The following is a 12,350-nucleotide window of genomic DNA, read 5'->3' as shown; positions in this document are numbered from 1 at the left end:
CACGCGATCCGGCCTTTGGTTTTTATCGCGTTGAAGACCTTATTATTTTGCAGCGTTGGCGCCCTTATACTTCAGCTTGATGGCATACAGCCCCTTGCTCGCGGTGATGAACAAGGTTTGATGATCGCTTCCGCCGAAACTGACATTTGCGGTCCAAGGTTCGGGAACAACAATTAAATCAATTTGTTTTCCGGTTGGATCAACAACCGTGACCCCTTTGCGCCCGGTAAGATATAGATTCCCTTCGGTGTCCAATGTGATTCCATCAGCGCCTAGGTCGCAACGCAAAGTTTTGTCCGTCAAGCTCCCGTCGTCCCGAATGTCGTACACCCAGGTCTTATTCGCGCGGATATCCGCCACGAATAATTTTTTGCCGTCCGGCGTACCGATCAATCCATTGGGCTGAACCAGATCCGTGGTCACGCGCCGCAAATCACGACGATCCGCCGAAAGAAAATAAACTTGTTCCGTGCCCTGCGGTGGTTTGTTGTAATTCCACCAGGTGCGTTTGTAAAACGGATCAGTGAAAAAGAGCGATCCATCGCGACGCACCCAAACGTCGTTTGGTCCATTCAACGCCTTCCTTTGAAAGGCGTTGGTGATCACCGTGATCGTCTGGTCCGGCGCGATGCTCCAGAGTGCGGTCTTTTCGTCGGCACAGGCCATCAAATTGCCGTGCGCATCGAAATACATTCCGTTGGCGCGACCCGCTGGTTGTAGGAAGGTGGATAGGGTTCCCGATACGCTCCACTTCAGAATGCGGTCATTAGGTTGATCGGTGAAAAAGAGATTGCCCGCGGAATCACAAGTCGGACCTTCGGTGAAGGCGAAGTCTCCGGCCAGTTTCTCCAGTTGCGCTCCGGCAGCGATGACCGAGGTGGAGGTTGTTCCGGTTTGGGCGACAACCTGTGTTGTCAACAGACTTGCGAGCAGAAGTGATGGCAGTGATTTCATTCCCGTCATCCTGACGGAATTAAACGGATGCGCAATCGGAAATCTTCCCCCGGTGGAACTTGCCAAAACTCCAAGGTGGCCGAACGAAGCCGGTTGGAGGTTTAGATTTTTTCCTCCAACAGCTCCCGGCGCGCCCCACTAAGCAACTGTTCAACGAAGTTGGTGGAGTAAACGCCGCGCCGAAAGTTGGGGTCCTGCAGGATGGCTTGTTGGAATGAAATCGTCGTTTTGATTCCGCTGATAAGAAACTCACCCAAGGCGCGACTCATTTTATCCATGGCCTCGCGGCGGTCTTTGCCGTAGGTGATCAGTTTGCCAATCATCGAATCGTAATGCGGCGGAATTGAATAGCCGGCATAGACATGCGTGTCCACCCGTGTGCCGCGTCCGCCGGGCTGGTAATACATTTCTATGCGGCCCGGACTTGGACGAAAATCATCAAACGGATCTTCCGCGTTGATCCGGCACTCGATGGCGTGACCGCGAAATTGCAGGTTGCTCTGGGAGAGCTTTAACGGTTCTCCAGCCGCGATCCAGATTTGCTGTTTGATCAAATCCACACCGGTGACTTCTTCGGTGATCGGATGTTCGACCTGGATGCGTTTGTTGACTTCCAAAAAGTAATAATTGCCTTTGTCATCCACGACGAATTCCACCGTGCCGGCATTGGTATAATGCGCCGCCTGGGCGATGCGGATGGCGGCCTTGCCCATTTCCTTGCGGAGCTTGGGGAACCGGTTTTCGATCAATGGAGAAGGGGTTTCTTCAACCACTTTCTGATTCCGGCGTTGAACCGAGCAATCGCGTTCGCCCAGGTGGATGATGTTTCCACGGGCGTCGCCGAGAATCTGGAATTCGATGTGATGAGGATTCTCAATGAATTTCTCGATGTACACCGCCGAGTTGCCGAACGCTTTTTCCGCTTCTGTGCGCGCGGTGTGATAGCCCTTGATCAGAGAAATGTCATTGTGCGCAATCCGCATCCCGCGCCCGCCGCCTCCCGCCACGGCTTTGATCATCACCGGGTAACCGATTTTTTTTGCGACGACCAAAGCGTCCTTCTCATTCTCCACAATACCATCGGATCCGGGGGGCGTTGGCACGCCTGCCTTTTTGGCTAATTGACGGCTGATGGCCTTGTCTTCCAGGGCGTTCATGGCCCGGGAGCCCGGACCAATAAAGCGGATGTTGCAACTGTCGCAAACATCCGCGAAGTGAGCGTTCTCGGAAAGAAATCCGTAACCTGGATGAAGGGCATCTACGTCGGCGATTTCCGCCGCGCTGATGATTCGATCAATCCGAAGGTAACTATCCGAGGAACTGGCCTTTCCGATGCAAATGGCTTCGTCCGCGAGTTGAACGTGCATCGAATTCGCATCCGCTTCCGAATAAACCGCCACCGTGCGGATATTCAACTCTTTGCACGCACGGATCACCCGAACGGCAATCTCTCCGCGGTTGGCTACAAGAATCTTCTCAAACATGTGAGTTGATCAGTTGCGCGAGGAGCACACGACAGTCGGTGGGTTTCAAGATGGACGAATTTTGAATAGTGGTTGGCCGAATTCCACTGGTTTCGCGTTCTCAATCAAGACCTGGGTAATGACCCCGTGAACCTCGGCCTTGATTTCGTTCATGACTTTCATGGCTTCGATGATGCAGACGACCGTTTCCGGATTCACCTCCGTACCGACGTCAACATACGGAGCGGCATCCGGGGAAGGAGAGCGATAGAAAGTGCCAATCATCGGCGACTTGATGTCGGCATCATTTGAGACAGCGATTTGCCCGGGCGGAACAGCGGTCGTTACGGCGGTAGCGGTTAAGGCTGCAGGGGCGGCTGGATAACCCAGCACCGGCTGAGCAGTGGTTTCACTTGGAGCAACGCCGCCCGATATTCCGCGCTTTAGGCGAATCTTGAAGTCTTGTTTTTCCAGCTCGAATTCCGAAACGGAATTCTTCTTCATCAGATCAATGATGGCCTTAATGTCTTTGAGATCCACAGGTTGTGATCGTTAAAGTTGTATTTTGTTCCTCTTTTTCCAGAAATCGCATCAGGAACGAAAAAAGCAGAGACCAAAGTTTGATCCTGCTTCTCATCTGTTAAACAACATGGACACGCTAGGGATGGAGCGACTATCCGTCAAGCGTAAAGACAATTCAAAAAATACAAAATAATCTGCTGGAAGTGGGAGCTAACCTGCGTTTTCTGCTTCGATAAGGTTAATGGCAGCCAGTAGTGCTAAAACGTAGGAATATTTTCCAAATCCGGAGATTTGTCCTTTGCAAACGCCGGCGATGAACGATTTATGGCGAAATTGTTCGCGTGCGTGGACATTGGAAAGGTGGATTTCAATCGTCGGAATACCAATTGCAGAAATGGCATCCCTCAAAGCAATGCTGGTATGAGTATAAGCCGCTGCGTTCAAAACAATGGCCTGAAAGTTCTGCCGGGCCGATTGAACCCATCCGACCAGCTCGCCTTCCAGGTTCGACTGTCGAAATTCCACTGTTGCTCGTCTCGCCTTCGCTTGTTCTTGGACTAGCGCTTCAATGTCTGCCAAGGTGGTCCGGCCATAAACCTCCGGTTCTCGCGTGCCCAGCAAGTTGAGGTTGGGGCCGTTAAGAAAGAGAATCTTCATCGCGAGGGCAGGTTAGGTACAGACGTCGGCTTTTGTCCATTTGTTTCCCAGGTGAAGGTCAACAGCCAACCCATCAAAGTGAAGGCAATCCACGCCAGGGAAGGCACGTAGAGAGTGAATTCAAATGTGGATTGCAGTGCCCAGGTCAACAGCCCGAGCCAGACGCCTGCTGCCAATGGGTTTTTGCGCCACTCCAACCGGCGATAGGTCAGCGCCATTGCTCCGCCAATGAAAATCAGATAACTCAGCAGCCCGGGAAATCCGGAATCGGAGGCTTGTTGGAGATAATCATTGTGCGCCAATCGGGCCATTTCAGATTCCGGTTTTTTCACTTTCTGATAGGCGATCGCAAATGTTGCCGGGCCGGTGCCCAACCAAGGTCGCTCCAATGCGGTTTGCCAGGCGGCACGCCAGTAATCAAATCGCGCCACAACACTCGCCGCGCCGCGTTGCATATACTCCCGGTTTTTGAAGTAAAATCCCAATCCACCGCCAATGAGCAATAGTACAATCAGCGCCAGCTTGAGTTGTTTGGAGAAGTTTTGGTGCAGCAACGCGATCCAACCGGCGAACAATGCGAGCAGCCAGCCGCCTTTCGAGCCGGTCCAATACAGGCAGGCGGCGCTACCGATGCCGAGCGCGCCGCACAGCAAACCGCGCGCGCCGCGGGTGAATTGGAGCTTGGCCTGCCAGATCCAAGTCAGCAGTGGCGGCGTCAGGAGCAGCAACGCGCCGGCGAAGGCGTTGGGATAAAACACTGTCGAAAAAATGCGGTTGCTCTGCATTTTTTGCAGGTATTCCGGCGGCACATTGGTCAGTTTGGGATATAGCTCCTTCCAAAAATACTCGCGCGTTTTTTCCAAGCCGCCGAAGTGTTGATCAAACCCTACGCTGACCATGACGCCAAAAGCCAGCGTCAGCGGAAGCCATAGAGCGAAGGATTTATCGCGGAGATTCAAGCTAACCAATCCCAAGTAGAAACCAACCAAGCAGGCCAAAAAGTGTGGCAGTACTCCGAAGGAAAGCGCCGGGTCGAGACTTTGAAGTGCCGCGAGGCTTTGCCACGCAAACCAACCCAACGGCAGAAAAATGAACCATCGCGGTCTGAATTCGGGTTTGCGCCAGGCCATTAATCCAACCAGCGCCGCCAACCCCATGAATGGATAAGCCACCCGCAGCGGCCAGGCGAAAACCAACCACTCAAAGCCGTTCGTCGGCAGGTCAAGGAAGTGATCCATTACCGTTGGCGTGCTGAATTTCAGCAGCGCCATCCCGAGGAAAGTTCCCCACAACAGCGCAAACCAGAAAGCAGCTCGGTGGCCGCGATTGGGCGGAGTGGCGAGAGATGCCTGGCGGCGCGACATGCGTGAGCGGGTTAAAGGTGTAACTTAAGCAGGCAAACTTCCAGTGCGAGAGCTTCCTGGACGTTGGTGTGAAGCAGACGGTGTAAATGGTCAAACACCTTCAAGTTCTCTTGGGCCTCGCGGGGCGTGAGCCGTCCGGCGATCGTGCTCGTGTCGGTCGTTTTCGGGAAGCCCAACATTCTGGGTTCACTCTTCAAGGTGTGCAGCCAGATATCGCGCAGCCACCATTGCAACCCCAGAAGCACCTCGTCGCGCCGGTGGCGGTATTCGGCTTCGATGGCGGCTTTCAATTCGTCCTGCCATTGTTTGCGCAAGTCTTTCTCGATCTCCTCATACCTTTCCAGCGGCGATTTGCTGGTCAGTTCCGCATCTACCGCCTCTCTCATTTTCGCCAGGTACGAAGTCAGCACGTCGAGCAACCGGTATCTACCCAGCAGACTTTTCTGCTCCTGCCCGGCCAGGGCGCTGAAACGCTCCAACCAGGTTTGTACTTCATCACTCCAATCGCGTGAGTTTTCCGTCCCGAAGTTCAAACGCAGACAGCGCGACAGAATCGTCTCCAGAACGCGGGTTGGCGCCGTGGATAATAAAATAATCACGGATTTCGGTGGCGGTTCCTCGAGCGTTTTGAGAAAGGCATTGGCGGCGGAGACGGTCAACCGATCCGCCCCCGAAATGATGGCGATTTTGAACTCGCTCTCGCGAGCTTTCAGGTTGATGGCGTCCAGAAGCACACGAGACGGACTCTCGTCGCGACGAGTGATAAATTCGATTTTGATCTGGCGGGATTTGGATTCCGGGCGCAGCCAGAACACGTCGCCGTGAATTTCCTGGTCCACCTTTTTGCAGCTCAGGCAAACGTCACAGCAATCCACCGGTTGCCCGTCAACCTTGCGCGGATTCTGGCAGTTCAAAGTTTTGGCCAGAGTTTTGGCCAGGGCTTCCAAAGGGTCAATCTGGTTGCCGGTGAACAGGTAGGCGTGGCCCAGTCGGCCCCGTTGCAGCGAGCGCTGCAACAACTCGACGCCCTGCGCCTGGTCTGGAAAATCGGTGAAGGCCATACGCAACAACCTCTCAACGGTCCGCCGTCGGTGTGGCTCGTCCGGTAAATGTTTTGGCACTCATTGTTTCGTTCGGTTCAGTTTATACTGAGGTGGCGTTTCAGTAAAAGCTTCAGAATGATCCGATATTCCGACCATTTGTCGGACCTCAAATCAAGGTGATAGAATGACAATCCGCAGTCAGCCGAAATTGTCGTATGCAGCTAGGTTATTATTAGCTAAAACAAGAGCGTCATGGAAACGACCGCCTCGCACAACTCGCAAGCCATCGAGTCCGCGCATGATATTTTTCACCACGCGCGAAAATTGCCGTTGGATGCAATCTTCCGCCCGCGTTCCCTTGCCTTGATTGGCGCGACGGAAAATCCGGGCAGCGTCGGTCGCACCATTTTTCAAAATCTCGGTCGCGGTGGTTTCAGGGGGCCGGTTTATCCGGTCAACCCGAAACGCAATTCCGTCCTCGGCGTCAAAGCTTACCCGCGCGTCGGCGCCTTGCCTGAGCCGGTGGATTTGGCCGTTATTTGCACTCCGGCCAAAACGGTTCCGAGTCTCATTCAAGAGTGCGTCGAGGCGCGAATTCCCGGCGCCATCATCATCAGCGCAGGGTTCAAGGAGACCGGATCGGAAGGGGTGGCGTTAGAAAAGGCGATTCTGGACTGTGCGCGCGGTGGCCGTATGCGCATCGTGGGGCCGAACTGTCTTGGCGTTATGATGCCGCATCAGGGATTAAACGCCACGTTTGCCACCACCATTGCGCGCCCGGGCAACGTCGGCTTTCTGAGTCAGAGCGGAGCGTTATGCACCGCGGTATTGGATTGGTCGTTGAAGGAGAAGGTCGGTTTCAGCACGTTCACTTCGGTGGGTTCAATGCTCGATGTGGGCTGGGGCGACTTGATTTATTACCTGGGGGACGATCCGCACACCAAGAGCATTGTCATTTACATGGAAACGATTGGCGATGCGCGGGCGTTTTTATCCGCCGCCCGCGAAGTTGCCTTGAGCAAGCCGATCATCCTCATCAAACCCGGCCGTACCGAGGGAGCGGCGCGCGCCGCCGCTTCGCATACGGGTTCGTTGACTGGTAGCGACGACGTCCTGGACGCCGCGTTCAAGCGCTGTGGCGTGCTCCGGGTGAACAACATTTCCGACTTGTTCTACATGTCCGAAGTGATCGGACGGCAACCGCGTCCAAAAGGAAATCGGTTGACCATGATCACCAATGCCGGCGGTCCGGGCGTGTTGGCGACGGACGCATTGATCACCAACGGCGGCGCATTGGCGGACCTTTCCAAGGCCACGGTGGAGGAACTGAACAAAATTCTTCCGGCGGCCTGGTCGCACAACAACCCGATTGACGTTTTGGGTGACGCGAGCGCCGAGGTGTACGCGAAAACTCTGGAGATCACCGGGCGTGATCCGCAGAGCAACGGATTGCTGGTCATCCTGACGCCGCAAGCCATGACCGACAGCACGGGCACGGCGGAAAAGTTGAAGGCGTTTGGCCACATCGAGGGCAAACCTGTGCTGGCCAGTTGGATGGGCGGCGACGAGGTGGCGGCGGGGGAGGCGATTCTGAATGTCGCCGGAATCCCGACCTTTCCTTACCCGGACACCGCCGCGCGCGTTTTTACCCAGATGTTCAAATACGCGCAAAACATTCGCGCTCTCTACGAAACGCCCGTGCCTTCGGCGGCGGACGGCAACTTGGAATCCGGTCGTGCCCAAGCCAACGCCTTGATTGAAAAAGTCCGGCGCGCGGAGCGCACGACGCTCACCGAGGCTGAATCCAAAGCGCTCCTGGATTGTTACCAAATTCCCACCGTTCCCACCCAGATCGCGCGGACGGAGACCGAGGCGGTGCGATTGGCCACGCGCCTGCGGTTTCCGGTGGTGCTCAAGCTGTATTCGCGGACCATCACGCACAAGACCGACGTCGGCGGCGTGCAATTGAATCTGCGCAGCGGCGCGGAAGTGCGGCGCGCGTTCAAGGCCATCAAATCCGCCTGCGGCAAAAAGGCGGGCGCGCAACATTTTCAGGGGGTGACCGTGCAGCCGATGATTTCGTTGGGCGAGGGGTATGAACTGATCCTGGGCAGCAGTGTGGATCCGCAATTTGGTCCGGTGCTGCTTTTCGGGATGGGCGGACAATTGGTCGAGGTGTTCAAGGACAAGGCGCTGGGCTTGCCGCCGTTGAACACGACGCTGGCGCGGCGCATGATGGAAACAACGAAGATTTATCAAGCGCTCAAAGGCGTGCGCGGTCGCAAAGCCGTGAATCTGGCGGCCCTGGAAAAATTGATGGTGAGCTTCAGCCAGTTGGTGGCCGAGCAGCGGTGGATCAAGGAAATTGACATCAATCCGCTCTTCGCCTCGGCGGATCAACTCGTGGCACTCGATGCGCGGGTCATTTTGCATGAACCGCAAATGTCGGAGGCGCATTTGCCGAAGCTCGCCATTCGTCCGTATCCGATGCGCTACGTTTCCCGTTGGAAGACCAAGGACGGCACCGCCATCACCATCCGCCCGATCCGTCCCGAGGACGAACCGCTGCTGGTGACGTTCCATCAAACGCTGTCGCCGGAGAGCGTTTATCTGCGTTACTTCAACCAGTTGAAACTCGACGAGCGCATTGCGCACGAGCGCCTGGTCCGGATTTGCTTCAACGATTACGATCGGGAGATGGCGCTCGTGGCCGAACTCAAGGTCAAAGGTGCGGCGAACCAAATCCTCGGCGTGGGCCGACTGACCAAGCATCGCGGTTTGAACGAGGCCGAGTTTGCGCTGCTGGTGAGTGACCGCTGGCAGCAACAGGGAATCGGTACGGAATTGCTGCGTCGGATTTTGCAGGTGGCCGCGAACGAAAAGCTGTCGCGCGTGACGGCGGAGATTTTGGCCGGAAATCATGGCATGAAAGCTTTGGTCAAAAAACTGGGCTTCCGCATCCGGGTTCAACCCGGCGGCGCTGACATCATGGCTGAGTACGCGGTAAAATCGTAGTTCGACTCGGAGCGCCGACCCGATGGGCGTGAACCGTGGTGGGTGGCGCGATAAAAATCACTGGACGGCCTCCGGGATTTTACACAAAGATAAATCGTTGTTTCGTCACCCTGACTTGATTGCCAAACATGAAAACAAAAATTCTCATCACCTGGTTCAGCGTTGTTTTAGCCGCTGCCTTTACTTGGGCTGCGGACACTCCGTTTAACGGTCTGGGCACCGATATCGGAAATCTCTATCGCCTGTCCGATGCCAAATCGCGCTCGATCTCTCCGGAGAATTTCACGGGCGAAAAAGGGAAGGGCGCCATGTCCACCGATGGTCCGGCCCGTCATGCGGCCCGCGATTTGGGGCCGGGTTGGAAGCTATCGCCTTACGTTCATATTCCGGGCAAGAAAACTTTCACGCTGGCGGAAATTGACGGTCCGGGTTGCATTCAACACATCTGGCTGACCCCCGCGCCGCTGGACAAAACGCGTTGGATGATTTTGCGGTTTTATTGGGATGACGAGCCCGAGCCTTCGGTGGAGGTGCCGTTGGGAGATTTTTTTGCGTGCGGTTGGGCGCGCTACTGCCAGATCAATTCACTCGCGGTGGGGGTCAACCCGGGCAGCGCCTTTAATTCTTACTGGCAAATGCCGTTTCGCAAAAAGGCGCGGGTGACCATTGAAAACCTCGATGACGCGCAAATCACCATTTATTATCAGATTGATTACGCGCTTACCTCGGTGCCGGATGACGCGGCGTATTTCCATGCGCAATTCCGTCGGGAAGATCCGCTCCGACAGGCCGGGCTATACACCATCCTTGATGGCGTGACGGGCAAGGGACATTACGTCGGCACTTATCTGGCGTGGGAAGTTCACAGCACCGGTTGGTGGGGTGAGGGTGAAATCAAATTCTATCTGGATGGCGACAAGGAGTTTCCGACCATCGCCGGCACGGGCACGGAAGATTATTTCTGTGGCAGTTACAATTTCGATACTGGCGGACCGGATGGCAAACGACGGTACACGGAATTTACCGGGCCCTACGCGGGGATGCCGCAGGTCATTCGTCCGGACGGCCTTTACGATTCGCAGCAACGCTTCGGGCTGTATCGCTGGCACATCACCGATCCGATTCGATTCGACCAGGACTTGAAAGTGACCATCCAAGCGCTCGGCTGGATGTCGGGGGGACGGTACCTCCCGCTCAAGGATGACATCGCGTCAGTGGCGTTCTGGTATCAAACCGAACCTCACGGCAAGTTCCCACCGTTGCCCAGCAAGGACGAACTGGAGTTGAAGTAAATTCCGTTACTGCGAACGGAGTGAGCTGCCGGTTGGCAGAAAATCCGGATGCGGTTGAGAAGGTCTTTGCGTTTCAATCGGGCGCAAGCAATTTTCAACCACGCGTTCAAGGGGTGTCGTGCCAGGTGAGCGGAGCGAGATAAACGCCGCCTTTACCCCAACCCGCACGACTGACATACCATTGGCCATCCGTATCCTGAATGACTTCCGCCGCGTGCGCCGGAATGTCGCCCACTTTGTTCTCAATGCTCCAATGGAAGGGGTCTTTGCTCACAAACACATGCGTGCTGTCGTAGGCGTCGCGCGGGCCGATAAACAAATAATAAGCCCCACCATGCGGAACAACGAAGGGAGATTCCGTCGGGCCGCCCCACGTTCCCGTGGCCGGATCAGTGAACGCCACCCCGCGATTGGTCCAGGTCAACAAGTCCTGACTGGTTACGTAAGCCACGATATGATTGCCGCCTTGCGGTTGACTGGTGGCGGTGTAATACATCACCCACCGGTCGGACAGGCGCAGAATATAGGGATCGCGCGCATCGTAACCGTCCACGACCAGTGGATTTTTCGGCGAGCGCGTCCAAGTCTTCAGATCGGGCGAGGTGGCCAGACAGATCTGATAGTTCGTGTTGCTGTTGATCCCGCCCGCGCAATAGAACATGTAATAGAGGTTGTTGTGAAAAATCACATGCGGCGCCCACAAATGCACTTCCCGCCAGGGGGCTTCGCGAGCCACCGTCAGCGCAGGTGGCAACTTCTGCCACGGCGATTGCGTCAAGGTGTCCGCCGTGGCGTGCGCGAAGGTGATTTCCTCCATCGGCTTGGCCGGCTCCTCGCGCGTGATGCCGAACAAATGCCACTTGCCGTCTTGCGCGCGAATGAAGCAGTGATCGTTGATGTACCAGGGTGACGACTCGCCCACGCTGGGATTGTAAATTTGTTTGAACTCACCGCTTGTGACCAACGTGCGTGGTTGCGTCGTGGCGACGGTGGCGGTCGCCAGGGTGAACGTCAGAAGCCATCCGATTGCCAGTTGTTTCATAAGTGCGATTTACTTCAGTTCCAGTCCGCCTTGCGTCACATTCGCTTTGTCGAACAGCCGGGTGCCGAGCACGATTTCTTTGGGTGCCGTTTCGCCTTGAAGAATTTTCAGGGCGGTATCAATCGCTTCCGCACCACCGGTTGGGTATTGAAAGGTGGCGTCCAAAATACCCTGGCTCACGTAGGCCACCCCTTCCTGCGGCAACGCGTCAATGCCGACGAACTTGATGCCCGTGCGCCCGGCCGCTTTGGCGGCGAGATAGGCGCCATGCGCACCGGGATCGTTGTGCGCATAGACCAGATCAATTTTATCAAAGCGGGACAGGGCGGATTCCATTTCTTTGCGGGCATCGGGTTCAAGCCACTTCATATCCGCGCTGAAGATGATTTTGAGATTCGAACCAGCGATGCCTTCCACAAAGCCGCTGTGCCGATCCTGGCCCGGCGTGGAGGTTTGCAGGCCCATCAACTCGACAATGCTGCCCTGGCCGCCGAGCGTCTTGACGATCCATTCACCCGCGGCTTTGCCGATCTTCTTGTTGTCCGCGCCGATGAAGCAGGTGTATTGGTCCCCGAGCAACCGGCGATCCAGCACGATGACCGGGATGCCCGCTTCCATCGCTTTGGCCACCGGTTCGGTGAGCGGCTGCGCCTCCTTCGGACTGATGATGAGCAGGTCCACCTTGGAACTGACAAATTCCTCGACGTGGGCGCGCTGTTTCAGCGTGTCGTTTTGCGCGTCCTTGAAAACCACTTTTAAGTTGGCGTGCTTGGCGGCGGCGTTTTTGATGTCCTCATTCATCTGCACGCGCCAGGGTTCGCCCAGGTTGCATTGCGACATGCCGATGGTGAACGTGCGCGCGCCACCTGATGGGGCCGCGTCGCTGGAGGACTTGGAGGCGTCCGAGCAACCGCTCCATAGGATCGCGGTCAAGCCGAGGGACAGTAAGGTGAGCAGACGAGGGGCTTTCGATTTCATGCGTTGGTTTGATTTGCCAA

At 55.9% G+C, this 12,350-nt stretch carries 10 protein-coding genes; 2 read left to right on the top strand and 8 right to left on the bottom strand.

The genetic code is table 11. The annotated features are described in order from the left end of the window. Nucleotides 1-42: 42 nt before the first annotated feature. The 6 genes from M9920_02735 to M9920_02710 form a co-directional block, all read right to left on the bottom strand. Nucleotides 43-954, bottom strand: a complete 912-nt coding sequence (locus M9920_02735) for an SMP-30/gluconolactonase/LRE family protein (GenBank protein MCO5051205.1) — start codon at nt 952-954, stop codon at nt 43-45. A 101-nt stretch (nt 955-1,055) separates the two neighbouring features. Beyond that, nucleotides 1,056-2,438: an acetyl-CoA carboxylase biotin carboxylase subunit gene (gene accC / locus M9920_02730; GenBank protein ID MCO5051204.1), complete on the bottom strand. Its 1,383-nt coding sequence runs from the start codon at nt 2,436-2,438 to the stop codon at nt 1,056-1,058. A gap of 45 nt (nt 2,439-2,483) precedes the next feature. Continuing rightward, on the bottom strand, nt 2,484-2,957 hold the full coding sequence (accB, locus tag M9920_02725) for an acetyl-CoA carboxylase biotin carboxyl carrier protein (protein MCO5051203.1): 474 nt from the start codon (nt 2,955-2,957) through the stop codon (nt 2,484-2,486). Nucleotides 2,958-3,149: 192 nt separating this feature from the next. Next, entirely contained in the window at nt 3,150-3,596 is a 447-nt protein-coding gene (gene aroQ / locus M9920_02720; protein ID MCO5051202.1) for a type II 3-dehydroquinate dehydratase, read from the bottom strand. Next, complete coding sequence (locus tag M9920_02715; protein ID MCO5051201.1) at nt 3,593-4,867, bottom strand: O-antigen ligase family protein; 1,275 nt, start codon at nt 4,865-4,867, stop codon at nt 3,593-3,595. The genes aroQ and M9920_02715 overlap by 4 nt, the downstream gene beginning before the upstream one ends. A 104-nt stretch (nt 4,868-4,971) precedes the next feature. Then, nucleotides 4,972-6,021 (bottom strand): DNA polymerase III subunit, encoded by a 1,050-nt coding sequence (locus M9920_02710; protein MCO5051200.1) that lies wholly within the window; start codon nt 6,019-6,021, stop codon nt 4,972-4,974. A gap of 234 nt (nt 6,022-6,255) precedes the next feature. On the opposite strand from M9920_02710, the gene M9920_02705 reads away from it, so the two are divergent. Both M9920_02705 and M9920_02700 read left to right on the top strand, forming a co-directional pair. Then, entirely contained in the window at nt 6,256-9,018 is a 2,763-nt protein-coding gene (locus M9920_02705) for a bifunctional acetate--CoA ligase family protein/GNAT family N-acetyltransferase (protein ID MCO5051199.1), read from the top strand. A 128-nt stretch (nt 9,019-9,146) separates the two neighbouring features. Next, entirely contained in the window at nt 9,147-10,310 is a 1,164-nt protein-coding gene (locus tag M9920_02700) for a DUF2961 domain-containing protein (GenBank protein ID MCO5051198.1), read from the top strand. A gap of 106 nt (nt 10,311-10,416) precedes the next feature. Here M9920_02700 and M9920_02695 read toward each other — a convergent pair whose 3' ends face one another. Both M9920_02695 and M9920_02690 read right to left on the bottom strand, forming a co-directional pair. Continuing rightward, nucleotides 10,417-11,352 (bottom strand): family 43 glycosylhydrolase, encoded by a 936-nt coding sequence (locus M9920_02695; protein MCO5051197.1) that lies wholly within the window; start codon nt 11,350-11,352, stop codon nt 10,417-10,419. Between the two features lie 9 nt (nt 11,353-11,361). Next, nucleotides 11,362-12,330, bottom strand: coding sequence for a substrate-binding domain-containing protein (locus M9920_02690; GenBank protein MCO5051196.1), 969 nt, complete (start codon nt 12,328-12,330; stop codon nt 11,362-11,364). Between the last annotated feature and the right edge of the window lie 20 nt (nt 12,331-12,350).

It is taken from the genome of Verrucomicrobiia bacterium (assembly GCA_023953615.1).
Lineage (GTDB): Bacteria > Verrucomicrobiota > Verrucomicrobiia > Limisphaerales > JADLHS01 > JADLHS01.
Note: the sequence above shows the minus strand (reverse complement) of the source record. Positions and strands in the feature narration are given on the sequence as shown.

Coding starts and splice junctions, on each gene's coding strand:
- M9920_02690 (MCO5051196.1), bottom strand. CDS start 12,330: ATGAAATCGAAAGCCCCTCGTCTGCTCACCTTACTGTCCCTCGGCTTG.
- M9920_02710 (MCO5051200.1), bottom strand. CDS start 6,021: ATGGCCTTCACCGATTTTCCAGACCAGGCGCAGGGCGTCGAGTTGTTG.
- M9920_02715 (MCO5051201.1), bottom strand. CDS start 4,867: ATGGCGCTGCTGAAATTCAGCACGCCAACGGTAATGGATCACTTCCTT.
- M9920_02700 (MCO5051198.1), top strand. CDS start 9,147: ATGAAAACAAAAATTCTCATCACCTGGTTCAGCGTTGTTTTAGCCGCT.
- accC (MCO5051204.1), bottom strand. CDS start 2,438: ATGTTTGAGAAGATTCTTGTAGCCAACCGCGGAGAGATTGCCGTTCGG.
- M9920_02735 (MCO5051205.1), bottom strand. CDS start 954: ATGAAATCACTGCCATCACTTCTGCTCGCAAGTCTGTTGACAACACAG.
- M9920_02695 (MCO5051197.1), bottom strand. CDS start 11,352: ATGAAACAACTGGCAATCGGATGGCTTCTGACGTTCACCCTGGCGACC.
- M9920_02705 (MCO5051199.1), top strand. CDS start 6,256: ATGGAAACGACCGCCTCGCACAACTCGCAAGCCATCGAGTCCGCGCAT.
- aroQ (MCO5051202.1), bottom strand. CDS start 3,596: ATGAAGATTCTCTTTCTTAACGGCCCCAACCTCAACTTGCTGGGCACG.